The organism is Pseudochelatococcus lubricantis (genome assembly GCF_011762225.1).
In the GTDB taxonomy this organism is placed as follows: domain Bacteria; phylum Pseudomonadota; class Alphaproteobacteria; order Rhizobiales; family Beijerinckiaceae; genus Pseudochelatococcus; species Pseudochelatococcus lubricantis.
Genome location: NZ_JAASQI010000008.1, coordinates 1 through 22,782, shown reverse-complemented (window position 1 = coordinate 22,782; position 22,782 = coordinate 1). Strand labels below are relative to the sequence as shown.

25 protein-coding genes and 2 pseudogenes are annotated in these 22,782 nt (G+C 64.3%); 5 read left to right on the top strand and 22 right to left on the bottom strand.

Annotated features, from left to right (window positions below):
* Nucleotides 1-37: 37 nt before the first annotated feature.
* Nucleotides 38-295: pseudogene (locus tag FHS82_RS15715) on the bottom strand (IS5/IS1182 family transposase); the annotation flags it as partial.
* Nucleotides 296-522: 227 nt separating this feature from the next.
* On the opposite strand from FHS82_RS15715, the gene FHS82_RS15710 reads away from it, so the two are divergent.
* The 4 genes from FHS82_RS15710 to FHS82_RS15695 all read left to right on the top strand — a co-directional run bounded on the left by FHS82_RS15710 (nucleotide 523) and on the right by FHS82_RS15695 (nucleotide 3,680).
* Nucleotides 523-1,071, top strand: coding sequence for an RNA polymerase sigma factor (locus tag FHS82_RS15710; RefSeq protein ID WP_208394281.1), 549 nt, complete (start codon nucleotides 523-525; stop codon nucleotides 1,069-1,071).
* A gap of 52 nt (nucleotides 1,072-1,123) precedes the next feature.
* Entirely contained in the window at nucleotides 1,124-1,882 is a 759-nt protein-coding gene (locus FHS82_RS15705) for a helix-turn-helix transcriptional regulator (RefSeq protein ID WP_065846573.1), read from the top strand.
* 207 nt (nucleotides 1,883-2,089) lie between these two features.
* Nucleotides 2,090-2,611 (top strand): hypothetical protein, encoded by a 522-nt coding sequence (locus FHS82_RS15700; RefSeq protein WP_065846572.1) that lies wholly within the window; start codon nucleotides 2,090-2,092, stop codon nucleotides 2,609-2,611.
* Between the two features lie 157 nt (nucleotides 2,612-2,768).
* On the top strand, nucleotides 2,769-3,680 hold the full coding sequence (locus FHS82_RS15695) for a LysR family transcriptional regulator (protein WP_065846571.1): 912 nt from the start codon (nucleotides 2,769-2,771) through the stop codon (nucleotides 3,678-3,680).
* Here the strand turns inward: FHS82_RS15695 and FHS82_RS15690 are convergent.
* The 11 genes from FHS82_RS15690 to trbB are packed head-to-tail and all read right to left on the bottom strand — an operon-like array spanning nucleotide 3,663 to nucleotide 13,489.
* The gene (locus tag FHS82_RS15690; RefSeq protein ID WP_065846570.1) at nucleotides 3,663-3,902 is read right to left on the bottom strand and encodes a DUF2274 domain-containing protein; all 240 of its coding nucleotides are present in this window, start codon (nucleotides 3,900-3,902) and stop codon (nucleotides 3,663-3,665) included. The genes FHS82_RS15695 and FHS82_RS15690 overlap by 18 nt on opposite strands.
* A 1-nt stretch (nucleotide 3,903) precedes the next feature.
* Nucleotides 3,904-5,169, bottom strand: coding sequence for a TrbI/VirB10 family protein (locus FHS82_RS15685; protein WP_065846569.1), 1,266 nt, complete (start codon nucleotides 5,167-5,169; stop codon nucleotides 3,904-3,906).
* A complete protein-coding gene (gene trbG, locus FHS82_RS15680) occupies nucleotides 5,166-6,233 on the bottom strand; it encodes a P-type conjugative transfer protein TrbG (protein WP_065846568.1) in 1,068 nt (355 codons plus the stop codon). Before trbG ends, FHS82_RS15685 begins: the two co-directional genes overlap by 4 nt.
* Nucleotides 6,230-6,913 carry a conjugal transfer protein TrbF gene (trbF, locus tag FHS82_RS15675; protein ID WP_065846567.1) on the bottom strand — a complete coding sequence of 228 codons (684 nt, stop codon included), beginning with the start codon at nucleotides 6,911-6,913 and terminating at the stop codon, nucleotides 6,230-6,232. Before trbF ends, trbG begins: the two co-directional genes overlap by 4 nt.
* Before the next feature lie 2 nt (nucleotides 6,914-6,915).
* Complete coding sequence (trbL, locus tag FHS82_RS15670; RefSeq protein WP_065846566.1) at nucleotides 6,916-8,268, bottom strand: P-type conjugative transfer protein TrbL; 1,353 nt, start codon at nucleotides 8,266-8,268, stop codon at nucleotides 6,916-6,918.
* Nucleotides 8,269-8,270: 2 nt separating this feature from the next.
* On the bottom strand, nucleotides 8,271-8,642 hold the full coding sequence (gene trbK-alt / locus FHS82_RS15665; RefSeq protein WP_065846565.1) for a putative entry exclusion protein TrbK-alt: 372 nt from the start codon (nucleotides 8,640-8,642) through the stop codon (nucleotides 8,271-8,273).
* Nucleotides 8,643-8,652: 10 nt separating this feature from the next.
* Complete coding sequence (gene trbJ / locus FHS82_RS15660) at nucleotides 8,653-9,414, bottom strand: P-type conjugative transfer protein TrbJ (RefSeq protein ID WP_065846564.1); 762 nt, start codon at nucleotides 9,412-9,414, stop codon at nucleotides 8,653-8,655.
* Complete coding sequence (gene trbE, locus FHS82_RS15655; protein ID WP_166954519.1) at nucleotides 9,411-11,849, bottom strand: conjugal transfer protein TrbE; 2,439 nt, start codon at nucleotides 11,847-11,849, stop codon at nucleotides 9,411-9,413. Before trbE ends, trbJ begins: the two co-directional genes overlap by 4 nt.
* Before the next feature lie 13 nt (nucleotides 11,850-11,862).
* Nucleotides 11,863-12,135, bottom strand: a complete 273-nt coding sequence (locus tag FHS82_RS15650) for a VirB3 family type IV secretion system protein (protein ID WP_065846562.1) — start codon at nucleotides 12,133-12,135, stop codon at nucleotides 11,863-11,865.
* A complete protein-coding gene (locus FHS82_RS15645) occupies nucleotides 12,135-12,467 on the bottom strand; it encodes a TrbC/VirB2 family type IV secretion system protein (protein WP_349633062.1) in 333 nt (110 codons plus the stop codon). Before FHS82_RS15645 ends, FHS82_RS15650 begins: the two co-directional genes overlap by 1 nt.
* On the bottom strand, nucleotides 12,464-13,489 hold the full coding sequence (gene trbB / locus FHS82_RS15640; RefSeq protein ID WP_166954517.1) for a P-type conjugative transfer ATPase TrbB: 1,026 nt from the start codon (nucleotides 13,487-13,489) through the stop codon (nucleotides 12,464-12,466). The genes FHS82_RS15645 and trbB overlap by 4 nt, the downstream gene beginning before the upstream one ends.
* 204 nt (nucleotides 13,490-13,693) lie before the next feature.
* Here trbB and FHS82_RS15635 point away from each other — a divergent pair, with 204 nt between their 5' ends.
* Nucleotides 13,694-14,956: a DUF6035 family protein gene (locus tag FHS82_RS15635; protein ID WP_065846560.1), complete on the top strand. Its 1,263-nt coding sequence runs from the start codon at nucleotides 13,694-13,696 to the stop codon at nucleotides 14,954-14,956.
* On the opposite strand, the gene FHS82_RS15630 is transcribed toward FHS82_RS15635, so the two are convergent.
* From FHS82_RS15630 to FHS82_RS21200, 10 genes and pseudogenes are all read right to left on the bottom strand, one after another.
* Nucleotides 14,953-15,387: a ribbon-helix-helix protein, CopG family gene (locus FHS82_RS15630; RefSeq protein ID WP_065846586.1), complete on the bottom strand. Its 435-nt coding sequence runs from the start codon at nucleotides 15,385-15,387 to the stop codon at nucleotides 14,953-14,955. The genes FHS82_RS15635 and FHS82_RS15630 overlap by 4 nt on opposite strands.
* Before the next feature lie 7 nt (nucleotides 15,388-15,394).
* On the bottom strand, nucleotides 15,395-17,380 hold the full coding sequence (locus FHS82_RS15625) for a conjugal transfer protein TraG (protein WP_065846559.1): 1,986 nt from the start codon (nucleotides 17,378-17,380) through the stop codon (nucleotides 15,395-15,397).
* Between the two features lie 24 nt (nucleotides 17,381-17,404).
* Nucleotides 17,405-19,144 (bottom strand): relaxase/mobilization nuclease domain-containing protein, encoded by a 1,740-nt coding sequence (locus FHS82_RS15620; RefSeq protein WP_065846558.1) that lies wholly within the window; start codon nucleotides 19,142-19,144, stop codon nucleotides 17,405-17,407.
* 244 nt (nucleotides 19,145-19,388) lie between these two features.
* Nucleotides 19,389-20,162 (bottom strand): lytic transglycosylase domain-containing protein, encoded by a 774-nt coding sequence (locus FHS82_RS15615; RefSeq protein WP_065846557.1) that lies wholly within the window; start codon nucleotides 20,160-20,162, stop codon nucleotides 19,389-19,391.
* Nucleotides 20,163-20,165: 3 nt separating this feature from the next.
* Nucleotides 20,166-20,513, bottom strand: a complete 348-nt coding sequence (locus FHS82_RS15610; RefSeq protein ID WP_065846585.1) for a DUF736 domain-containing protein — start codon at nucleotides 20,511-20,513, stop codon at nucleotides 20,166-20,168.
* Nucleotides 20,514-20,580: 67 nt separating this feature from the next.
* Nucleotides 20,581-21,126, bottom strand: a complete 546-nt coding sequence (locus tag FHS82_RS15605; RefSeq protein WP_065846556.1) for a S26 family signal peptidase — start codon at nucleotides 21,124-21,126, stop codon at nucleotides 20,581-20,583.
* Nucleotides 21,123-21,644 (bottom strand): DUF2840 domain-containing protein, encoded by a 522-nt coding sequence (locus FHS82_RS15600; protein WP_065846555.1) that lies wholly within the window; start codon nucleotides 21,642-21,644, stop codon nucleotides 21,123-21,125. Before FHS82_RS15600 ends, FHS82_RS15605 begins: the two co-directional genes overlap by 4 nt.
* Nucleotides 21,641-21,892 (bottom strand): ribbon-helix-helix protein, encoded by a 252-nt coding sequence (locus FHS82_RS15595; protein WP_065846554.1) that lies wholly within the window; start codon nucleotides 21,890-21,892, stop codon nucleotides 21,641-21,643. Before FHS82_RS15595 ends, FHS82_RS15600 begins: the two co-directional genes overlap by 4 nt.
* Nucleotides 21,889-22,542, bottom strand: coding sequence for a ParA family partition ATPase (parA, locus tag FHS82_RS15590; protein WP_065846553.1), 654 nt, complete (start codon nucleotides 22,540-22,542; stop codon nucleotides 21,889-21,891). Before parA ends, FHS82_RS15595 begins: the two co-directional genes overlap by 4 nt.
* Nucleotides 22,539-22,782, bottom strand: a pseudogene (locus FHS82_RS21200) (hypothetical protein); the annotation flags it as partial. The gene parA and the pseudogene FHS82_RS21200, both read right to left, overlap by 4 nt.

Below are 22,782 nucleotides of genomic sequence, written 5' to 3'. Positions count from 1 at the left end.
CGGAGCGGGGTACTGTCCGACAAAGTGGGGCTCCTGAGGCGGCGACGGCGCGGTGGAACTGCCAGTCGATCTTGGGCAGGCCGCGGTTCCGGGCCTTGCGCAGCCCGCCGACAGTCTTGGTCCAGCGAAACGCCTCCTCTCTCAGCTTGCGGATGCGCTGGCTGACGGCGTAGCCGGGATGGCGCGTGGTTCGGCCATTGATGGCCGAGCGTCGTCCGCTGGTGTTCTGCGCCAGGTGCGGGGTGACGCTAACCTCGCGCAGTTCGGCGACAAAGTCGCGGGCGTCAAAGCCCTTGAGCCAAAGGGCGTTCTTGGGGTGCGTGAAGTGGCACACAGATAAAGAGTTTCGGAGACAAGGGGCTTTATGATCGAGTTGCGCCGTTAAGAACTCGGTCGAGAAGTCCCGGTCCTTGTCACCCTGATCCCCCTGCTTAGAGGGATTGCTCGAACATTGATCAACCTCCTCTATTTCCGGCTGGGCAAGCCCAGCCGGAAACCGCGTGACGGGAAAGGGGGTAATTTATGATTGGGAACATTCAATGCCTTGAACGTGCCGGTGTCGCCGACACTCAAATGGGGGATGCGGCCTTCGCCGAAATCTATCGAGCTCATGCCCCCGGACTGCTGCGCTTCCTTTCGCGTCGCGCTGAGCGGCAGGACCTCGGTGATCTTGTCAATGAAAGCTTTCTTCGTTTTGCAATTGCTCAGGCCAAATGCTCTACCAAGGTAGAGAATCCTGCGGCCTACCTCATGCGGATTGCGATTAATCTGCTGCGAGATCGTGCCAGAATGGAGGCCCGGCGCACGTTCGCCCGCCACGTCTCAGTCGACGACGTTCCGATTGCAGGCGACGACCCGGTGGGGCAGCTCGAGGCTCGGGATCAGATTGACCAAGTGCAGAAGGCATTGAGCCGTTTCAATCCCAGAACTCGAGCGGTATTTCTGGCGCGACGCCTCGATGGACTCAGCCACAAAGAAATTGCTGCGCAGACTGGATTGAGCGGAAGCGGGGTGGAATACCATATGGCCAAGGCGATCCGCCACCTTGATCGGATAAGAAAGCATGGCTGAAAGCCGGTATTTTTGGTAATCCTCTCCGGCGATTTCAGGAGAAAGGTGACACGTGGGTCGTCGTCTTGATCATGCCAAACTGAGCGATTTCGACGAAGTCCAAAAGGCCTGCGCTAAGGTCGTTACGACGGCGCAGCTGTCCTCCGTAATCGACGCTGCGATCCGTGAATTTGGGTTCCGTTGGTTCGCGCTCGTGCATGATGGTCATTTGCAGAAGCAACAGCCTGAGCAATTAATGATGACAAACTACCCGGCATCATGGGTGGACGAGGTGATCAGCGACCGATTGTACATGCATGATCCCGTCCATATTGCGAGCGCACGTAGCGCCTTTGGGTTGTGTTGGGAGCGTATTGCCGATGTCATCGCTCCGACCCGTCGGCAGCTATCGGTTCTGACGCGAGGACGTGATCATGGTCTGGTTTCTGGTTTTACAATCCCGTTTCGGATACCCGGCGAACGAGGGGCATTCTTTACCGTCGCTCGGAAAAGGGACAGACCGTTTTCGAATGTGGAAATGATGACCGCACGGCTCATCGCCGGAGTAGCCTTTCAGAGGGGGCGGGAGCTGGTCGGGGGGATAGAGTTGACGGTTCCCTCGGTGTCTCTCAGTCCTCGGCAAATCCAATGCCTCGAGTTAATTGCCGAGGGGAAAACAGATTGGGAAATTGGGACGATACTTGGCCTTAGTCAAAATACGATCCATGAATATATCGAGGAAGCTCGCCGCAGATACCAGGTGAAGACGCGGAGCCAGTTGGTGCTAGCCGCTGTCCGTGATGGGAAAATCAGCTTCAATCATATGAAATAAGATTTGCGCACGTTTTCGGTTGCCACGCGACGATCATGATCGCGTTGCCGCTGACTGCGTAGCCTACGCACATGGTAAAGTACATTTGGCAATCCCTCTGCCTGGAGGGATTGCCGAAGCCGTGCGCAAGCTACTCTATTCCCATATAATTCTCGCCGATTCCGCGCCGGCGATGGCTATCGAGGAATGGAAGTAGGAGCTGAAGCCATGTCTGCACACGACCAAGTCATCCAAGATGTCTATGCCCGTGAGGTCGTCATGGCGCGCGTCGGGCATCTGATACGCCGGAAACAACAGGAAATCGAGCGCATCACGCGTATCCTGCGCAATTCAGTGCCTTTTGAAGAAGCTGCTGTTCCAGTTGAAGGAAAGATACAAAAGATCGTTCTTATTGGCCCCTACGCTCGGCGTACCTGGTACGAGGATCGAGCCTCGCTCTACTTCTCAGATTACGAGTTCTGGGTCATTGTAAACCACCCGCACTTTGCGAGCGATACCCACTGGTCTCAGGTCAAGGCCGTCCTCGATTGTGAACTCAGGAATCGTTGCGCCGTATCCCTGACAGTATTTTCGAAGGCCGACATCAAGAGCGCAAAGGCGGCAAGAGACCATTTCGTTCTCGATCGGCTTGAAGCTGGGATCGTTCTCTTCAAGATGTCGCGGGATGCCCCGTTGCTGGATACATCAGCACGTACCGCTGCAATCGGCCCCAGTGCTCGCGAAGCCTGATCGCGCAGGATCGTTCGACGGGAGTCTGCGTCGCTGCCCCTGATGATCGAACCAGTTTTCTTCCGGCGCGTCGGTGTTGGGGCAACGGGTAGCGGTGGCGGCGGGCAGAACGCTCGGCGATCGTGCGTGCAGCGATCGAAACGAGATGCGACATCTCATGATTGAATTCCGCCAAATCCGATATTTCCTTTCAGCGGCCGAACACGGGAGTTTTCGCAAGGCAGCTTTGGCCCTTGGAATCCAAGAGTCAGCGGTTAGTCGCCGAATCCGAGATCTCGAAGACCATCTTGGTGCTTCTCTCTTTCAACGGCACAGCGGCGGCGTCTTCTTGACACTGGCGGGGCAGCAGTTCCTGCGCCGCGCGCGTAAGGCGCTTCGGCAAATTGGCCAAGGGGCCAAGGACGTCGCGGCGATCGGCCGTTCCGAAGACGGCTGCATCAAGGTGGGCATCTTCTCCTCGCTCGCCTCTGGCTTTCTCTCGGACCTGCTGCGGGCGTTCGACAAGGCTCATGCGCGCGTGCGGATCGAGTTTATCGACGGCGATCCGGCGGACCACGTAGCGGCAATCCGGCAGTTTCGGCTCGACGTGGCATTCATCACAGGAACGTCAGAGTGGTCTGACTGCGAGACCGACCAATTATGGTCGGAACGGGTATTTGTCGTCCTCCCATGCGATCATCCCCATTGCGGTAAGCGGGAACTCACCTGGCATGACTTGGCGGGCGAACGGTTCATTGTGAGCGATTCAGCGCCCGGACCCGAGATTCACGATTACCTTGTTCAACGCCTCGCGGATCTCGGCCATCACCCGGAGATACACGCACAGTGCGTTGGTAGGGACAATCTCCTGTCGCTTGTCGCGGTGGGTCGAGGCTTGACGCTTACCAGTGAGGCAACAACGGTCGCCCAAATCCCCGGTATCACCTACCGGCCTGTCGCGAACGAGCTTCTTCCATTTTGCGCGGTGTGGTCGCCGCGGAACGATAATCCCGCATGTCGGCGATTGCTCAGCCTCGCGCGGTCAATGGCTCGGGTGAATTGCGGGTCGAGGTCAGCCTTCCAGCTTTGAACCTCCTGCAGGGCGCTTTGCCTTCGCGAAGCCTCGATCTGTCGCCATGAATCGCTCCAGCATAGGAACGATCAGGCGCGCCGGATCGGTCGCGGGCTGTCCCGTCTCACGGCCGAGAATTTCCGCATAGGCGGTGAGATCGCGATGGAGGCCAGCAGGCAGTTCCACCGTCATCTTGACGGGTTTGTCGTCGGCGATCGGCCCCAATTTCAACTTCGCCATGTCAGCCTCCGTAGGGTTCGAGAACAAGGTCGCGCGTGACGATGACGCGAACGGGGAAGCCCGGCCGGATGGTGAGCGTTGGTGCGATGTTGAGCTGTCGTTGCACGATCTGCTGACCGGTCTGGTTGACGCTGTTGGACGCACCATTGCGCAGCGCGCGGGCAATGTCGCTTTCCTGTCCTGACGAGCCGGCCTCGGCGCCAATGCTGAGCAGCGTCGAGAGCGCCGCAGCCTTGAACAACTCGCCCCAATGGTAATCGACGCCATCCTCCAGCCCGGCATAGCCCTCGGCGTCCGCACCAGGCTGGCGCTCGAGGACGATCGAGCGGCCGTTAGGAAAGATCATTCGGTTCCAGACGAGCAGCACACGCCGCTGGCCGAAGCCGACGCCGCTATCATATTGCCCGATGACGCGGGTGCCTTGGGGTACGAGCAGAATCTTGCCCGTAGGGCTGTCATAGACGTTTTCCGTCACCTGCGCGGTGATCTGTCCAGGAAGATCGGAGCGGATGCCGGTGATGAGCGCGGCGGAAATCACCGCTCCGGCCTGAAGGACATTGCCCGAGGCGGGCGCTACAACTCGATCTGACGAGACGGTGCGCTTGTCTGGCGCCTGGTTGAGGAAGGCGAGCTGCCGATCCTGCGCCGACGGTGTGGCTGGCTGCGGTGCGAGACCGAGGCTGGCGAGATCGGTTGCGGGGGCAGCCGTCGCGGATGGCTGTGCGGTCGTCGCGGTATTGGCGGGCCGCGTCTCCGTGGACGCGAACATGCGCGCGGTGCGAGCCGCCTCCAGTTCCTGCGTCCGACGTTGCTCCTCCGGGCTGGGGCCGACTGGCGCGGGAGCAGTGCCTCCCGGTGTCGAAACGGATGGCCCGCCGTTCTGTGCATTAAGGATCGGGCGGCCGAGATCTCCGGGGAGCGGTGGGCCGAGTTTGGGCACGCCGGTATAGTCCTTGGGCAGGCCAGCCAATCCGTCAGGTGTCGAGCGGTTGTCGGTGGAATAGAGTTCCTGACCTTGATTGCCGCCGTTCCGATTCTGGAGCGCATAGACCAGTGCGCCACCGACGCCCAGGCTCGCTGCCAGGCCGAGGCCCGTCAGCACCTTGCGTGACAGGCGGGTGACGCGCGGCGGCTCGGGGCGCAGCCGCATTGGCGCGACCGGCTCGCCCGTGAGCGGCCGGTCGTCTTTTTCTTCGACCGCCTCTGGCTGTGGCGCCCCATCGGGCTTCCGCTCAGCCTCGTTCTCCGGATCGCGTTCGTCGCTCACGATGCCGGCCTCCCATCGGTGCGGACGATGCGGACCCGCTTCTGATCTTTGCCCGCACCGAAGCGCAGTTCGGCGGCGGCGAACAGCCGGTCCACGATCATGTAGTTGCCGCGCACCCGATAGTTGACCAGCTCGGAGTTGTCGCCTTCCGGCCCGACCACGAACAGCGGCGGCATCTCGCCCTGGCCGATCCCGCGCGGAAACTCGATGAAGACCTGTCGGCCGTCGTCGAAGGCCCGTAGCGGTCGCCACGGCGCACGATCGCCCTTCACATCGTAGCGGAAGTTTACGCGCGCGAGGTCGACGCCATCGGCAACGGGCTGCGCAGCCTCGGCCTGACTGTTCTGGCGGCGTAGCGCGATGAGCTGATCCTGCGGATATTGCCAGGAAACCGACGCCATATAGGTCGAAGGCGTCGAGCGCAGTTCCATATGATAGGTGCGGCGGTCGGTGTTGATGACGAGGTTGGTCAGCAACTCGGCCCGCGTTGGCTTCACAAGGATATGAATCTGCTTGCCCGCGCCGGCGCCACTTTCGGTATCGCCGATGATCCAGCGCACGGTGTCACCGGCGGCGACGGGGCCGGAGCCGACGAGCTGTTCGCCGGGCTGGAGAGCGATGTCGGTGATCTGCCCCGGTGAGGCATAGACCTGATAGAGCGCGCCATCGACGAAGGGATAGACCTGCATCGAGTTGATGAAGCCATTGCGGACGGGCTGGACACGCGCAGCGGCGTTGGCCTGGTTGACGCGCACCGTCGGGTCGGCGGCTTCCGGTTCGGGTTTGCCGTCCCTGCCGACCGGCTTCAACTGGCCGGGAAGCGGCAGTGGCTTCGGCAACTCCACCACCTGCACGGGTTTGGGCGGATCGGCGGCCTGCACGGCCGGCGCCGCATTGTCGTAGGAGATTTCCGGCGGCGGTGTATGCGTCGCGCATCCGGCGAGCGCCGATGCGCCGAGCAGCAGAAGCGGCATTCCGGCCTTACGGAAAATCGGAATGGCGTGGTTGAGGGAAGCCGGACGCCCTGCACTCCAGGGGGCGGCTTTTCGGAGTGCTGGCGTCATTGTCCAAGCTCCTTCGACCAGTTGATGGCGTTGACGTAGATGCCGAGCGGGTTCTTTCTCAGCGTGTCGGCATCGCGCGGCGGCTGAACGGTGACGGTGAGGATGGCGGACCAGCGTTCGGTGGAGGCGAGAGCGCCGTCTTGATAGCGGCGCTCGATCCAGGCGATGCGGAAGCTTGACGGCGAGGCGCGAATGACCGACGAGACATCCACCGCGACTTGCTGTTTGCCGACCTTGGCGAAGGGATCGTTGGCGCGGGCATAGTCGCTCAGCGCCAGAGCCCCGACCTGGGTGGTGAAGTCGTAAGCGCGCAGCCAGTTCTGCCGCACGATGATCGCATCGGCCGGGATCGAACGGACCTGCTCGATGAAGCGCGCGAGGTAGAAGGCGATCTGCGGATCGTTCGGCTGGTAGTCGGCGGTCGCCGGCGCGACGGCTTGGGCCTGGCCGAGCCGGTCGACCTGCACCACCCAGGGCACGATCGAGCCATTGGTGGATTGCCAGACCAGCGCGGCGGAAAGGCCCATGGATAGAGCCAGCGAGCCGAATGCCATGAAGCGCCAGTTGCGGGCTTGCACGCGGGCGGAGCCGATGCGGTCGTCCCAGATCTGCGCGGCGCGTTGATAGGGTGTCTCGGGCTGTGGAGATTTGCCGTAGTGGGTGGCTGGTCGTTTGAACATGGTCAGTCGCTTCCGGAAAGGTTGACGGAGGAGCCGCCGCCGTGGCTGTCGCCGCTGCGAACGGCGTGAGCGGCCGCCTGGACGGCATGCGTGAGCTGCTGAGAACGCTTCATGCGCTTCGCCCAGGCCGGTGGACCGTCGGTGGCGGATGATGCCGGAGAGGCGGCTCCAGCGGAGGCTTCGCTCGCCGTTGCGCCGGATGCGCTAGTGGCGATCTCCGTCGCGGCCTGGCTGCCGGCCTGGTAGCTCTGCTTCAGGCTATCGGCAGCACGACCAGCGGCGCGCTTCAGCGGCGAGACTGCTGCCTTCGCGCCCGTGCTGGCGACATTGCCGAGACCAGAGGCGACGGCAGACGCGCCGGATTGCCCGGCCGCACCAAGGCTGTAGGCGCTGGTCGCACCACCTGCGAGTGTTGCCCCGCCACGGGCGGCGGCGGCCGCGCCGCCAGCAAGGGCGGCGCCACCGGAGACGACGGCGCCAGCGGTCGCTGCGCCGGCCGCGACCATGCCGCCGGCGGCAAGGCCAGTTCCGACGGCGGCGCCCGCACCGAGTTGCGGGCCACCCGAGACGAGGCCGTTGGCGATGCCGGGGCCGAAGATGCCGAGGCCAAGAAGAGAAAGCGCGGCGAGCACGATCGCCATCGCGTCGTCGATCGACGGCGTGGCGCCGCCGAAACCCGCGGTGAATTCGGAGAAGAGCGTCGAGCCGATGCCGATGATGACGGCGAGGACGAGAACCTTGATGCCGCTGGAAATGACATTGCCCAGCACCCGCTCGGCCATGAACGCCGATTTGCCGAACAGGCCGAACGGGATCAGCACGAAGCCGGCAAGTGTCGTCAGCTTGAACTCGATCAGGGTGACGAAAAGCTGGATCGCGAGGACAAAGAAGGCGAGCAGCACCAGCGCCCAGGCGAAGAACATGCAGGCGATCTGGATGAAGTTCTCGAAGAACGACCAGTAGCCCATCAGGTTCGAGATCGAGTCGAGCAGCGGCCGGCCGGCGTCGAGACCGGTCTGGGCGACCTTGCCGGGCCGCATCAGATCACTGACCGCGAAGCCCGTGCCGCTGGCTTTCAGGCCAAGGCCGGCGAAGCTCTCGAAGATGATGCGGGCGAGATTGTTCCAGTTGGAGATCAGGTAAGCGAAGATGCCGACGAACAGTGTCTTTTTGACCAGCCTGGCGATGATGTTGTCATCGGCGCCCCACGACCAGAACAGCGCGGCGAGCGTCACGTCGATGACGATCAGCGTTGTGGCGATGAATCCGACTTCGCCGCCGAGCAGGCCGAAGCCGCCGTCGATGTAGCGGGTGAAGACCTCGAGGAAATGGTCGATGACGCCGGTGCGGCCCACGATCAGCGAGCCTCTGGCTCGGAAGGCTCCGCCCGAATGGTGGGGGGGATCTTGTTCGAGGGCTCACTGGTCGGCGCAGTCGGGAACATTGCCGTTGGCGTGGTCGGGGCTGGCGTCGGGGCCGGTTCGCCGAGGAAGCGCCGCCGGTTCTCGGCCCAGATCTTCAGGCAGGACGGATCACGCGCGCCGGCTTCGCCCATCCCGCTGCACCGGGCGAGTTCGGCGGCGAGCGGATCTCGTTCCGTCACTGCGCGAGCTTGCATCGCAGGGCTATTCTGCCGGTCGTCCTTGCGGGTCATCTCGATCGCGGTTGCCGTAACCGCGATCGCGACGAACACGACGGCACCGATGCGCGCGAGGGTCTTGCCGTCCATCGCGTCGCCCTCACTTGTTTCCGTAGAACATCTGCGCGTTGCCGGGCTGGTAGCCCGCGCCCGGCGTCAGAAAACGGCGGCGCTGTTCGCGACCCTGTTCGGCGGCGGCGGCTTGTTCCGCCGACTGCAAAGCCTGAGCCCGGCCGTTGGCCGTGACGACGGCGGTGAGGTCGGCGAGTTGCTGCGCCTGGAGCGCGAGAAGCTGGTTGCCGGCCTGCGTCGCCTGAAGCGCGCCGGTCGCCGACTGGCTGGCGCCGATCAGCGCCGACATCTGGGCGCGGTTGGTGTCGATATTCCCGACGACACCAGCCTGGACGCGCATGGCATCCTGCAACCCGCCCACGGTGTTCTGCCAGCGCGAGCGCGCATCGGCGACGAGCTGCTGGTCCGGCGCCGACATCGAGACATTGGCGTATTTGCTCTGGAACGCCTGGTCGATCTGCTGGACGCTGTACGCAATGTTCTGCGCCTGGCTGAGCAATTGCTGCGTGCGCTGCACCGACTGCTGGAGCTGTTGCAGGGACGAGTAGGGCAGGCTCGCCAGATTGCGGGCCTGGTTGATGAGTCCCTGAGCCTCGTTCTGGAGCGAGCTGATCTGATTGTTGATCTGCTGGAGCGTGCGGGCCGCCGTCAGCACGTTCTGCGCATAGTTGGACGGGTCGAACACGGTCCATTGCGCGTGGGCTGGCGTCGCCAGCATCGGGGCGAACGCAACGGGGGCGACGAGCAGCGCGGCACAAAGCCGGGCTGCGCGAAAGCGAGGCAAGGTCATGGCAGTTTCTCCGTTTTGGTGAGCGTCGGAATGAGATCAGCCGCCCAGCCGACGTCGCGGTGGCGGAGCCAGGCGGCGAGGAAGCCGGCCCGCCCGTGTTCGGCGAACAGCCGCGAGATCGCGGATTGGTCGGTTTTCGAGGAAGCGGCGCAGAGCGCGAGGGCGACGTCCGACAGGCCCAGCTCGAACAGGCGATTGCCGCGCCGGGACTGGCAGTAATAGTCGCGCTTGGGCATGGCGCGCGCGATGATCTCGATCTGGCGGTCGTTGAGGCCGAAGCGCCGATAGATCGCCGTGATCTGCGGTTCGATGGCGCGCTCGTTCGGGAGCAGAAGGCGGGTCTGGCAGCTCTCGATGATGGCTGGCGCGATGGCTGAGCCATCGATGTCTGACAGGCTCTGCGTAGCGAAGATGACGCTGGCGTTCTTCTTGCGCAGCGTCTTCAGCCATTCGCGGAGCTGACCGGCAAAGCCGTCGTCGTCCAGCGCGAGCCATCCCTCGTCGATGATGAGAAGGGCCGGCGATCCGTCGAAGCGGTCCTCGATGCGGTGAAAGAGATAGGAGAGAACCGCGGGCGCCGCGCCGGTGCCGATCAGCCCTTCGGTCTCGAACGCCTGGACCGTCGCCGTACCGAGATGTTCCCGTTCGGCGTCGAGTAGCCGCCCATAGGGGCCGCCGATGCAATAGGAGCGCAGCGCCTGCTTCAGGTCGTTGGACTGGAGCAGAACGGTGAGGCCGGTGAGGGTGCGTTCCTCGACCGGCGCCGAGGCCAGCGAGGTCAGCGCCGTCCAGATGTGCTCCTTCACTTCTGGCGTGATGGCGACCGCCTCGCGCATCAGGATGGCGCCGATCCAATCGGCGGCCCAGGCGCGCTCGGAGACGTCGTGGATATGAGCCAGTGGCTGAAGACTGACGCTCGTCGTGGCGCCGTCGCTGAGATCGCCGCCGAGGTCGTGCCAGTCACCGCCCATGGCGAGGGCCGCCGCCCGGATCGAACCGCCAAAATCGAAAGCGAAGACTTGGGCGTCGGCATAACGGCGAAACTGGAGCGCCATGAGCGCCAGCAGGACGGACTTGCCCGCGCCGGTCGGGCCGACGATCAGCGTGTGGCCGACGTCGCCGACGTGAAGGGAAAACCGGAACGGGGTCGAGCCTTCGGTCTTGCCGAACAGCAGTGGGGGCGCTGCGAAATGCTCGTCTCGTTCCGGCCCCGCCCATACGGCGCTCAGGGGGATCATGTGGGCGAGATTGAGGGTGGAGATCGGCGGTTGCCGCACATTGGCGTAAACATGCCCAGGAAGGCTGCCGAGCCAGGCGTCCACCGCGTTGATGGTTTCCGCCATCGCGGTGAAGTCGCGGCCCTGGATGACCTTCTCGACCAGCCGCAGTTTGTCGTCGGCAACGCGCGGATCAGCATCCCACACTGTCACCGTGGCGGTGACATAGGCGATGCCGGCATAGTCGGCGCCCAGCTCCTGAAGCGCGAGATCGGCGTCCGCCGCCTTGTTCGTTGCGTCTGTGTCGACAAGGACGGACGCTTCGTTGGTCATCACCTCCTTGAGGATCGCGGCGACCGATTTGCGCTTGGCGAACCATTGCCGCCGGATCTTGGTCAGCAGCTTGGTCGCGTCAGTCTTGTCCAGCAGGACCGCGCGCGTGCTCCACCGATAGGGGAAAGCCAGCCGGTTCAGCTCGTCGAGCAGGCCCGGCGTCGTCGCGGTCGGAAATCCCGTGATGGTGAGAACACGCAGATGTGCCTGCCCAAGGCGCGGTTCCAGACCGCCGGTGAGCGGCTGATCGGCGAGCAGCGCGTCGAGATACATCGGCGTTTCGGGAACGCGGACGCGATGCCGGTCCGTCGAAACGCATCCATGCAGGTAGGTCAGCGTTTCGCCGTCATCAAGCCAGCGGCATTCCGGCATGAAGGCTTCGATGAGGCACAGCAGCCGGTCCGTGCGATCGGTGAAGCCACCCAGCACCTCGTGCGGATCGAGGCCCCTCTGTTCACGGCCCTCATAGAGCCAGCTTTCTGCCTGGGCAGCATCCTCGGCCGGCGGCAGGTAGGTGAAGGTGAGGAAGTAGCTGGACTCGAAATGCGCTCCAGCTTCCTCGAAACCGGCCTTGCGCTCAGCGTCGACTAGCGCCGATGCGGCATCCGGAAAATGACTGTCGGGATAAAGGTTCGAGGGATGGCGCTGCGCTTCCACGAAGATCGCCCAGCCCGAGCCGAGACGACGGAAGGCATTGTTGAGCCGGCCGGCGACCGCGACCAGCTCGGCCGCGACAGCGGAATCCAGGTCAGGACCGCGAAAGCGCGCCGTGCGCTGGAAGCTGCCGTCCTTGTTGAGCACGAGACCTGAGCCGACCAGCGCCACCCAGGGCAGAAAGTCGGCGAGCCGACTGTTACGGTTGCGATATTCGGCGAGGTTCATCATCGGCGCGTCCTCGTCAGACCGTGAGGTGCGCGGGAATGCGCAGATGGCGGCGGCCGACATCGACGAAGAGCGGATCGCGCTTGGCCGCCCACACCGCCGCGAAGTGGCCGATGGCCCAGATCGCAAGACCGACCAGCCAGAGCCGCAGACCGAGGCCGACAGCGCCAGCGAGTGTTCCGTTCATGATCGCGATGGCGCGCGGTGCGCCGCCGAGCAGGATCGGCTCGGTCAGTGCCCGATGGACCGGCACGGTGAAGCCCGGCACGTCGTCGGCCGCGTCCGCCATCAGACCAGCGCCCCGCCGCCGAACGAGAAGAAGGAGAGGAAGAAGCTCGAAGCGGCAAAGGCGATCGACAGACCGAACACGATCTGAATCAGCCGGCGGAAGCCGCCCGACGTGTCGCCGAAGGCCAGCGTCAGGCCGGTGGTGATAATGATGATGACGGCGACGATCTTGGCGACCGGACCTTCGATCGACTGAAGTATGGATTGCAGCGGCGCCTCCCACGGCATCGACGAGCCGGAGGCGTGGGCGGGCGCGGCCATCACCACGGAAAGCGCGGCGACGGACAGGGGCATGACGACGCGATAGCGGGCTTGGTGCAGGCGTTGGATCACGGAGTTTCTCCTTCGAGGCTTGGGCTGAGAGAGGCTGCGCCGTCACCCTTGGAAGCCCAGGCGCAGACGGCGGGCGCGACGCGGTAGTCGCCGTCCGGGCCGAGGCCTTCGACGCGCGTAAGTTCGGAGAGGCGGCGCGCGGAACCGCGGCCAGAAAGGACGGCCACGAGGTCGATCGTCTCGGCGATCAGGGCGCGCGGGACGGTAACGACGGCTTCCTGGATGAGCTGTTCCATGCGCCGCAGCGCGCCAATGGCGCTGCCAGCGTGGATCGTGCCGACGCCGCCTGGGTGGCCAGTCCCCCATGCTTTCAGGAGGTCGAGGGCCTCGGCGCCGCGGACCTCACCAATCGGGATGCGGTCGGGGCGCAGGCGCAGCGAAGAGCGGACGAGATCCGACAACGACGCCACCCCGTCCTGGGTCCGCATGGCGACGAGGTTGGGCGCCGCGCATTGCAGCTCGCGGGTGTCCTCGATGATGACGACGCGATCGGACGTCTTCGCGACTTCCGCGAGGAGCGCATTGGTGAGTGTGGTCTTGCCGGTCGAGGTGCCGCCGGCGACGAGGATGTTGGCCCGGGCAACGATGCCTTGGCGCAGTGCCTCGGCCTGTCGCGCTGACATGATCCCCGCATGGACGTAATCGTCGAGCGTGAAGACGGCGACGGCAGGTTTGCGGATGGCGAAGGCGGGTGCGGCAACGACCGGCGGCAGCAGACCCTCGAACCGCTCGCCTGTTTCGGGCAGCTCGGCCGAGACACGCGGACTACCGGCATGAACCTCTGCGCCGACATGGTGAGCGACCAGACGCACGATGCGTTCGCCATCGGCGGCGGATAGCATCTCGCCCGTATCGGCCAGCCCTTCGGAGAGCCGGTCGATCCAGATGCGCCCGTCCGGGTTCAACATCACCTCGACGACGGTTGCGTCTTCCAGAAACCGGGCGATGGCGGCGCCGAGCGCTGTGCGCAGCATCCGTGCGCCGCGCGCCAAGCCCTCTGGATTATTCGGTGAAATCGCCATCTGATCCCCGATACAGCCGGGGAGAGATCAGATGGTCCCCGGACGGGGATGATTAAAAGAGCCAGAAATCAGGCCGATTCAACAAGATTTGGTCGTAGTAGTAGCGTGGCGTGCAAATACAGGAGAAAGCGTAGGTTGCGTTACAGGTATCATCGAGAAGTCGCTTAAGGAGGCGCAGTGATTCGCGAGGGGCGGAGGTGAAGAGTGAAGGGGCGATTGCAGCGAACATTGAAGCGCGCCGTTCGTCTTCAGGATATGGCCGTCATATCGAGCGATGACCTGCTGAAGATTGATGCCGACGGTTACCAAGTAATCCGCCGAGCCGCCACGCGCGCACGCAATGATAAGCACGCCGCGTTCGTCTGCGACCATTGCGGCTATCCTGTCTATGCGCCGCGCGAACCCACGACGAAGTTGCCATTTTGGCGGCATCACAAAGGTGCGCCACGAACCTGTCCATGGTGGACTGGAGAGCCAGGTTCGACCGATGAGGTAAACGCTTCGCAGTTCCAAGGGGCGCAGGAGAGCCCCTTGCATGTGCGTTTGAAGAACCTTGTCGCTGAACTGCTCAATCTGGACCCATTGACCGAGCCTGGGTCTGTCGTGGTTGATGAGTATGTTGCGAACGGGGGAAGTAGGCGCCGTCCCGATGTTCGGGCAATCTATGATGGAAAGCCCATTGCCGTAGAAGTTCAGTTGGCAACAACGCAGATCCCAATCATCGTCGCGCGAGAAGATTTTTACCGACGAGAAGGTCGGCATCTGATCTGGCTGACATGGAATTTTGAGCCAGTGGAGCGGGCTCGGCTTCTAACAGCCTTCGAGGACATCTTGTATTCCCACAATAAGAATCTGTTCTCCCTCGATGACGCCGTCGTTGCGGAGGGCCGTGCCCGGCAGGCATTTCTGCTTCGGGCATTCTGGGAGCATGGTGCTGGTTGGCATTCAAAGATCGCCGGTCTTCCCGAGCTCGAATGGCCGGTGTCGGGATTGCCCTTCGCCGTTGCTCCGCCTCCACCTTGGCATGTGGATTTTCGGAATCGCTGGTTATCGGCAACGACGGCGAGCGGTACGAAGTGGCCGACGCGAAGAGATTTGCTCACTGAGCTGGCCGAGAAGAGCGGCGATCCTCAGCTCAATTGGGAAAATCTTGATGAAGCTGACATCGGTTCGCTTTTGAATGCGATCCTATCCTTCGTAGAAGGAAAGCCGATTGGTTCAGCCCAGAAGAACCTCACGGAGGTTATCAACACGTTCCTGTCGAGCGAGCGGAGATACAAGTTTGGGCGCATCATGCGAAAGGTCCTGGCAGTAACCGCCGGCACGGAGATCCTGAAGAAGACAAGCGTAGCCGCGAAATTTGATCGCGCCTTACAGGAACCCCAGGATGCGCCGGAGAGCATCGCCGGGAGTATCGTTCTAAGAATTTTTCCTGAGCTTTTCCAAAAGCAGAGAATTGCCGCTTAGCTGTCATTCTCGGCAGCGCCAACGTCCTCGGCGATCTCCTGTCTGAGCTTTGGTCCCTTCGCCAATCGTCGGCCAAGCGCGACGACGAATTGATCATAGCGCTCGCCGGCCTTGGCGCGGGCGGCTTGAGCGGCGGGTTCCGGCAGCGCCGGCGTGGTGGCGACCCAGAAGCGCACGAACAAAGCCAGCATCTCGACCGAAATGCCGACGTCGCGTTCCAGCCGTGTCATGCGGCGATCGATCTGGTCCAAGCGCTTGGTGGTGGCAGCTTCCTGCCGCTCGGCGGCATCGGGCGACAGGAAGGATTCGATGGCTGCTTCGGCGATCAGCGATCGGGAATAATCGCGGCGCGCGGCATGTTCGGCGAGACGGCGCATCACCGCCGGGTCGAGATAGACGGACAGGCGCTGCTTTTTGGGTGACTTCGGCATGACCACCTCACAGTTCCATGCCATCGCCCGGATCGAGCGAGACCTGACGGGCGACGCCCTGCATCAGCCGGTTCATCCGGCTGTTGCGGACCGTGTCGCCCTCGACGTCGTCGGCAAGGCCGATCTCGAACTCGTTCTCGAGCGGAGCCTTCATCTCGACAGGCTCCGCGCGGTTGAGTTCGGGTTGCTGACGACGTTCGGAATCGGTCGGATCTTCATCGCTGGCTTCCGCCGCTGATCCCGGCTCGGTCCTCTCAGGTCGAAGTGGGAGCGGCAGCGCGGTCCAATCATCGGGACGCCCCTGTTTCGGGACGACCAGCGCTGGCGGCGGCAGGATGCGCTCCTTGAAACGCGCGTCCTCGTAGTAACGGGCCTTCTTCGCCCGGATTGGCGGCGTGCCCGCGACCATGACGATCTCATCGCTCGGCGGAAGCTGCATGATCTCGCCGGGGGTAAGCAGCTGGCGGGCCGTTTCTGAGCGCGACACCATCAGATGCCCGAGCCACGGCGACAGCCGGTGCCCAGCATAGTTTCGCATCGCCTTCATCTCGGTCGCGGTGCCGAGTGCGTCTGATACGCGCTTGGCCGTGCGTTCGTCGTTGGTCGCGAAGCTCACCCGCACATGGCAGTTGTCGAGGATCGAGTTGTTCGCGCCATAGGCTTTCTCGATCTGGTTGAGGCTCTGCGCGATCAGGAAACTCTTCAGGCCATAGCCCGCCATGAAGGCCAGGGCGGACTCGAAGAAATCGAGCCGGCCCAGCGCCGGAAATTCGTCGAGCATCAGCAGCAGCCGATGGCGACCGGCCTTGGCCTGGAGATCCTCGGTCAGGCGGCGACCGACTTGATTGAGGATCAGGCGGATGAGCGGCTTGGTACGGTTGATGTCGGACGGCGGGACGACGAGGTAGAGCGTGGTCGGATGCCTGGCTGTCACGATGTCGGTGATCCGCCAATCGCAGCGGCGCGTCACCTCTGCCACGACAGGATCGCGATAGAGGCCGAGGAAGGACATGGCGGTCGACAACACGCCCGATCGCTCATTGTCGGATTTGTTGAGCAGCTCGCGCGCGGCGCTGGCGATGACGGGGTGCGGCCCGGCTTCACCGAGATGCGCGGTCTTCATCATCGCGGCGAGCGTCGACTCGATCGGCCGCTTCGGATCGGAGAGGAAGGCGGCGACGCCAGCGAGCGTCTTTTCCTCTTCCGCGTAGAGGACATGGAGGATCGCACCGACGAGCAGTGCATGGCTGGTTTTTTCCCAATGATTGCGCTTCTCGAGCGAGCCTTCGGGATCGACGAGGATGTCCGCGATGTTCTGGACGTCGCGCACCTCCCATTCGCCGCGGCGGACCTCCAGTAGTGGATTGTAGGCCGATGATTTCGGGTTGGTCGGATCGAACAGGAGCACGCGGCCATGCCGCGCGCGAAAGCCGGCGGTGAGTTGCCAGTTCTCGCCCTTGATATCGTGGACGATCGCCGATCCAGGCCAGGTCAGCAGCGAGGGGACGACCAGGCCGACGCCCTTGCCCGAACGGGTCGGCGCGAAGCACAGCACATGCTCCGGTCCATCATGGCGAAGATAGTTGCGGTCGTAGCGGCCGAGCACAACACCATCGGGGCCGAGAAGTCCCGCCGCCTTCACCTCCTCCGTCTCGGCCCAGCGAGCGGAGCCGTAGGTCTCGACCTTCTTGGCCTCGCGGGCGCGCCAGACCGACATGCCGATGGCGACGGCCACCGAGATGAATCCGCCTGACGCCGCGATCCACGCGCCCTCGACGAAGATCGACGGCGCATAGGCATCAAAGCCATACCACCACCAGAAGAAGGCGGGCGGCATGTAGAAGGGAAAGCCGAACAGCCGGAACCACGGCGGCCCAAGCTCCGGCTGGAAGGCGAGCCGCCAGGCCACCCATTCCGTCGCGCCCCAGGTCGTGGCGAGCACGATCGCGGAGACGATCAGAATTTGGCCCCAGAGGATTTTCGTCGCGGACATGGCAAGGGGTCTTTCTGCGAGGGGTTAGAGGCCGAGGCCCCGCTTGCGCCCGAAGCTCCAGTCGACGCCGCCGTCGCTACGGGCGACGCCGGAGACGTGGCGGCCGAGCTGCATTTCGAGAGAGGGCGTCCAGGGCACGAGCTGGAAGCCGAGCCCATCGTCGATCATGGCGAAGCGCCCGGAGGCGAGCGTGAAGCGCTGCCGATAGGAGCCGGCGACATATTCGCCGCTCGCGGCGCGGGTGAATGGCCGGCCGGTTTCCGCCGCGACCTTCTCGCCGAGCATTTCCAGCTCTCTGCGGCGCAGCGTGTCGATCAGGTTCCGAGTGAAGGTGATGCTCTGCCCATGCCGCTCGCCGAGGCCCTGATCGACCAGGTGCTCGGCGCGACGTTCCATCGCCTGCCGCACCTCGGCGCCGAAACCGCCTTCCGACAGCGCAACCGGCCCGCGGGCGATGTTCTGGCGGTCGAGCCAGGTCGCGCCCGACGCCGTGATCTGGCGATCGATGTCGAGGTCGGAGCGAACGGCTATGGCGACGCGGCGTTGCCCCCGCGCGTCATCGAACCGGCGCAGCTCGACGATCGAGCCGGGCGCGCCGTCTCCGGCCGCATCGAGATCGGGCAGCTTGACGTGGTGGGTGCGACCGTCGACGCCATCGACGACGGCATAGGCCGTGCCCTTCAGTTCGTCGTCGAGGCCCCGATCGACCAGCCTCCCGACGATCGGCGTATCGAGACTTTCGGCGGCTAGCACATAGCTGGCCGATCCGCGTTCGATGCCGCGTTCCGTCAACGCCCGGTGCATCCGCTTGATGATGTCACCGCGTTCACCGAGTTCGCGCAGCGTCGCCTCGGCCTTGCCGTCGATCATCCACTGGCCGGGGCCGACCTCGACGGCGAGGCCGAGCGTTTCCAGCTTGTGCAGCCGTCCGACCTTGAACGCATGATATTCGTCGGGCCGGGTTTGTCGGTCGGGCGCCATGTCGATGACGCCCGTGGCGTGCGCATCGCGGGCAAGCTGGCGGTCGAGTTGCGTCCAGCGCTCGGCCTCGACCTGTCGCTCCAGAGCGCGGTGAATGTCGAGATCCGTGCGCGGCCCCAATTCCTGCGTGACGAGGTCGGCGGCGCGGCCGCGCATGCCTTCCTTGATGTAGTCGCGCGCGATCACGAGGTCCTGCCCGTCATCGGCACGGCCGCGCAGGATGATGTGGACGTGCGGGTTGTCGGTATTCCAGTGATCGACGGCGGCCCATTCGAGCTTCGTGCCGAGATCCTTCTCCATCTGGTTCATCAGATCTCGGGTGAAGGATTTGAGGTCCGCCATATCCACGGCGTCCTCCGGCGAGACGATGAAGCGGAAATGGTGGCGATCGTCGCCGCAACGCTCGGCGAAGGCGCGGCCCTCGACCTCATCGGTCTCCGGCCCGAACAACCGGGCCTTCTCTCCGTTACGGGTCACGCCCTCGCGGCGCAGATAGTTGAGATGGGCCGCGAGCGGAGCCGTGCGGGCATGATGGCGCACCAGGCGAGTCTTGATGACGACGACGCGCGAGCGGCCGGTGAGGAGACGGTTGGCGCGAACACTCGCCGTTCGGCCCCGCCCGAAGGTCGAGCGATTGCCGGAGCTGATCCGGCCAGAACGCGAGACGCGAGCGCCGGCCTTCTGCGCGGCAGCCAGCGCCTGCGCGATAAAGGGCCTGGCACGCTGCGCGCTTGACGATCGGATACGGCCGGGCCGGATGCGGAAATCTTCATTGCCGCTCATCGCCGAGACTCCGCACATCGCATCAAACAGATGAAATCAGGGAAGAAACGGCGCGCTCGCGAGGTTCGCGAAAACAGCGCACCTCGCGAAAGAGCGGAGTAACCCATTGAAACAAAACGACCGACCGACGCCGCACCTCGCGGCTTTTTATCTCGCCCTCGTTCGGTCGTGTTGCCTGCTTCCCGCCTCGGCCCACGCCATGACACGCCGGGATACGCTATCGCGCGATCAGGAACGCGGGCGCTCATCGCGCGGTCCGATCGTCGGCGCGGGCGACGAAAAGCCCGCCGGACTGCGGCACGATGGCGGAGACATCGCGCACGGCCGGCGTCGCGCTCGCGTCACTGGAGGCGCGTTCAACCGGCAAAGGATCGGCAGCGGCGCTGCGCTCCGATCGCGCAATGAACAGCGGTGCGCGCGTCCAGACGAGCGGATCGGCCGCCGCGACCATGACGGGGCTGGCGGGATCGCCGCTGCTGACCGACGGCGCGACGATGGCGAGATAGGCGCGCGTCTCGGCGGGCAGCGGGCGGCCGTCGAGAGAGTCCTCGTAACGGCCGGGGCCAGCATTGTAGGCCGCGATCCAGCCGGGCGAACCGTACCGCTCGAACAACTCGCGAATATAGGCCGCGCCCGCGATGATGTTGTCGTGGGGATCGTAAGGATCGGTGCCGAGGCGATGGCGAGCACGCAGGCCCGCCCAGGTTTCGGGCATGATCTGCATCAGGCCCATCGCGCCCTTGGGTGATGTCGCGCTTGGATCACCGGCGCTTTCCGCCCGCATGACCGCGCGAATCCATGCAATCGGTATCCGGAAGCGCGCGGCCGCTTCGGCGACATATGCAGCGTGGCGATCGCTGGTCGATGGTCGTGCGATCGGCGCATCCTGAGCCAGAGCGATCACCGGTACGACGCTTGCGACAGAGATGCCGGTAAGGAGAAGGAGAGCCATGCGCCGAGTTGCAGAGCGCAGCCCGGACACATCCCGGCGGCTCGTCGTCGGACGAGGCCAAGCCATCGCTCAATCCTTCTCGGCGCGGTCGCGCGGTCGCGACCAGTGCAGCGACCAAGCGTTACCGGCATCATCGTCGCGGAACAGGTTGGCGCGGATCGGCTGCGGCAGGGCCGGATCGTCGATCAGCAGCGCGATATATTCGCCTGCGCGCTCGCCGGTGCGTTTCCAGCCCGCCCCGACCTCCGGGCCGCTCTCCTCGGCGCCGTCATCGCGGGCATGGATGCGATAGTCCGGCGAGTTTTCCGCATCGGACGGATCGGCGGGCACGATGGCGATGTCGCGGAAGAGCGTGAATGTCTCGATGCGTCCAGTGAAGCCGGACGTCTCACGTGTGAATTGACCGATCTGCGGCATGACTGTCTCCATGGCGGTGGTGTTGGGAAGGCCATCGACGGGCACCGCTCCCATCGATCGGAAGCGGTCAGCGTGTGGCGGCACGCCAGACGAAGCGGCCATCACCACCCTCGTCGGTGTAGAGCCGCGTCGCCTTGCCGATGACGCCGCGCGCCGGGATCGGACCGAAGTAACGGCCGTCCAGGCTGTCGCTGACATCGGGGTTCATGAGGAAAATCTGACCGTCGGCGAGGCGGCGACAGCCCTGCCAGACCGGCAGCGGACGTCCGCGCCGGTCGCGGTCGAGCGCACGCCCAAGCGGTATCGTGTCGACCGTGATGGCGTTGCCGGTGCGGCAGACCCGCTGGCCGGCAAGCCCCATGACGCGCTTCATCAGCGGGACGTCGCGACCGATATAGCCGCGCTCGACCAGGAAATCGGCGAGCGGCTTGTCCGGCAATACCGCAACCAGATCTCCGACCTCCAGATGACCAGGAGGATCGAGGTCATAGAAGCCGATCGGCACGCTGGCCGAAGCGTTCCAGATCAGGCGGAGCGGAACCGGAACGAGCGACGCCAGTGTCGTCCCCATGACGGCGAGACACGTCGCGATGACATAGCTGCGGCGGGTCATCTCTCGATCTCCCGCCGCTTGAGCCACGCCTGATGGCGTTCCCTGGTGTAGGCGCGCGGCTCTTGGCCGGTGCTCATCCGGTTGGCGACGTGCCGCCAGTGATCGGGGGCGACGTCATGCGGTAGGATGCCGATGGCTTCCACTGCGTCGATGTGGCGAAGCACCTGTTCGACCTTGGGCCAGCCCTCGATCTTCAGCAGAATGTCGCCGCCCGGCTGCACGAAGGGCAGAGTCTGATAGGGTTCGTTCGGTTCGACCGCGCGCACGATGTCGATGCGCGAACTGGTCGTGCCGAAGTCGTTGGCCGCCCAGCGGACGAAGGCGAAGACGCTGCCGGGACGATAGGAGAAGACACGGCGGCGACGGTCGAGCACCTCGTCGCGGACTTCCTGGCCGAACCTGATCCAGTTCTCGATCCGCTTTTCGATCCAGGTCAGCTCGACATGGGTGAGTCTGTCGGAGGTCTGGGCGATCGGCGCGGGGCCGCTGCGCACGCGGAGGACCGCGTTGCCGGTCATGGACGTTCTCCTTCGACGGAGGGAAATTCGCGCGCGAGCAGATCGCGCAGCATGTCGGCGACGGTGACGCCGCGTTGGAACGCGGCGATCTTGATCCGGCCGCGCTGGTCCGGCGTCACATCGATGGTGAGCCGTGCGGTGTAGCCAGTGGCGCTATCGTTGCGCGGCGACGAACCAGCAGCCTTGATCCACTGATCGGGATCGGCGGGCCGGGAAGCGAAACCGCGACGGGCCGGACGCTCGCTCATCGTGTCGCCCTCCCGATGCCGAGCCCGTCGATCGCATCCGCCAGCGCTGCGATCTCGCGCGCGGCGGGCGTGTCGTCGTCCAGCTCGGACACCAGGCAGCCCGATTGCGCGGCGGCCGCGAAGGCGATGCGCTGGCCGATGGTGGCGGCTAGGACGGGCGGATCATGGTCGGCCAGCGCCTCAGCCGTTTCGCGTGCAAGCATGGTGCGTGCATCGCAGCGGTTCAGCACGAAACGGGCCGTAAGCTGAGGCCGGTAGATGCGCGCCTCACTGATGAGCGCCAGCATCTCTGCCGAGGCCCAACCGTCGAACGGCGATGGCTGCACCGGGACGAGTACGAGATCCGCGGCGAGCAGCGCCGAACGCATCAGGCCGGCAACGCGCGGTGGCCCGTCGATTACGACATGATCGGCATCGCGAGCGAGTTCGGGCGCCTCCCGGTGCAACGTATCGCGGGCGAGGCCAATGACGCCGAACAGGCGGGGCTTGCCCGCATGCTCCCGTTGCTGCGACCAGTCGAGCGCCGATCCTTGCGGGTCCGCGTCGATCAGCATGACGCGCTTTCCCTGCCTTGCCCATTCGCCGGCGAGGTTGAGCGCCAGCGTCGTTTTGCCGACGCCGCCTTTCTGGTTGAGGAAGGCCACGATCATCGGCGGCCTCCCGCACGAGGATCGAAGGGGAGTTGCGGAAGGCTGTGGGCGTCGGCCGTTCCGGAGCCGGTGCTGGCAGGTGCGGAGGGGTTGGCGCGCCGTTTCCGGGTGACGCTGAGCGAAGTTGCGGCCTGCCGGACGAGGTTGTCGTTTTTCCAGGTTTCGTGAATCGGCGAGAGAGCGGACGTGAGTCCGAACAATGGTTTGCGCGCATAGATGTTGTTCCATGTTTGTGAACTG

Bases quoted from the DNA above. Each gene is read 5' to 3' on its own strand.
- FHS82_RS15690 (WP_065846570.1), bottom strand. From the start codon at position 3,902: ATGGCGAAGTTGAAATTGGGGCCGATCGCCGACGACAAACCCGTCAAG.
- trbB (WP_166954517.1), bottom strand. From the start codon at position 13,489: ATGGCGATTTCACCGAATAATCCAGAGGGCTTGGCGCGCGGCGCACGG.
- trbK-alt (WP_065846565.1), bottom strand. From the start codon at position 8,642: ATGGACGGCAAGACCCTCGCGCGCATCGGTGCCGTCGTGTTCGTCGCG.
- trbJ (WP_065846564.1), bottom strand. From the start codon at position 9,414: ATGACCTTGCCTCGCTTTCGCGCAGCCCGGCTTTGTGCCGCGCTGCTC.
- FHS82_RS15610 (WP_065846585.1), bottom strand. From the start codon at position 20,513: ATGCCGCAGATCGGTCAATTCACACGTGAGACGTCCGGCTTCACTGGA.
- trbF (WP_065846567.1), bottom strand. From the start codon at position 6,913: ATGTTCAAACGACCAGCCACCCACTACGGCAAATCTCCACAGCCCGAG.
- FHS82_RS15600 (WP_065846555.1), bottom strand. From the start codon at position 21,644: ATGACCGGCAACGCGGTCCTCCGCGTGCGCAGCGGCCCCGCGCCGATC.
- FHS82_RS15595 (WP_065846554.1), bottom strand. From the start codon at position 21,892: ATGAGCGAGCGTCCGGCCCGTCGCGGTTTCGCTTCCCGGCCCGCCGAT.
- parA (WP_065846553.1), bottom strand. From the start codon at position 22,542: ATGATCGTGGCCTTCCTCAACCAGAAAGGCGGCGTCGGCAAAACGACG.
- FHS82_RS15615 (WP_065846557.1), bottom strand. From the start codon at position 20,162: ATGGCTTGGCCTCGTCCGACGACGAGCCGCCGGGATGTGTCCGGGCTG.
- FHS82_RS15710 (WP_208394281.1), top strand. From the start codon at position 523: ATGATTGGGAACATTCAATGCCTTGAACGTGCCGGTGTCGCCGACACT.
- trbE (WP_166954519.1), bottom strand. From the start codon at position 11,849: ATGATGAACCTCGCCGAATATCGCAACCGTAACAGTCGGCTCGCCGAC.
- FHS82_RS15695 (WP_065846571.1), top strand. From the start codon at position 2,769: ATGATTGAATTCCGCCAAATCCGATATTTCCTTTCAGCGGCCGAACAC.
- trbG (WP_065846568.1), bottom strand. From the start codon at position 6,233: ATGACGCCAGCACTCCGAAAAGCCGCCCCCTGGAGTGCAGGGCGTCCG.
- FHS82_RS15700 (WP_065846572.1), top strand. From the start codon at position 2,090: ATGTCTGCACACGACCAAGTCATCCAAGATGTCTATGCCCGTGAGGTC.
- FHS82_RS15630 (WP_065846586.1), bottom strand. From the start codon at position 15,387: ATGCCGAAGTCACCCAAAAAGCAGCGCCTGTCCGTCTATCTCGACCCG.
- FHS82_RS15650 (WP_065846562.1), bottom strand. From the start codon at position 12,135: ATGGCGGACGCGGCCGACGACGTGCCGGGCTTCACCGTGCCGGTCCAT.
- FHS82_RS15625 (WP_065846559.1), bottom strand. From the start codon at position 17,380: ATGTCCGCGACGAAAATCCTCTGGGGCCAAATTCTGATCGTCTCCGCG.
- FHS82_RS15605 (WP_065846556.1), bottom strand. From the start codon at position 21,126: ATGACCCGCCGCAGCTATGTCATCGCGACGTGTCTCGCCGTCATGGGG.
- FHS82_RS15620 (WP_065846558.1), bottom strand. From the start codon at position 19,144: ATGAGCGGCAATGAAGATTTCCGCATCCGGCCCGGCCGTATCCGATCG.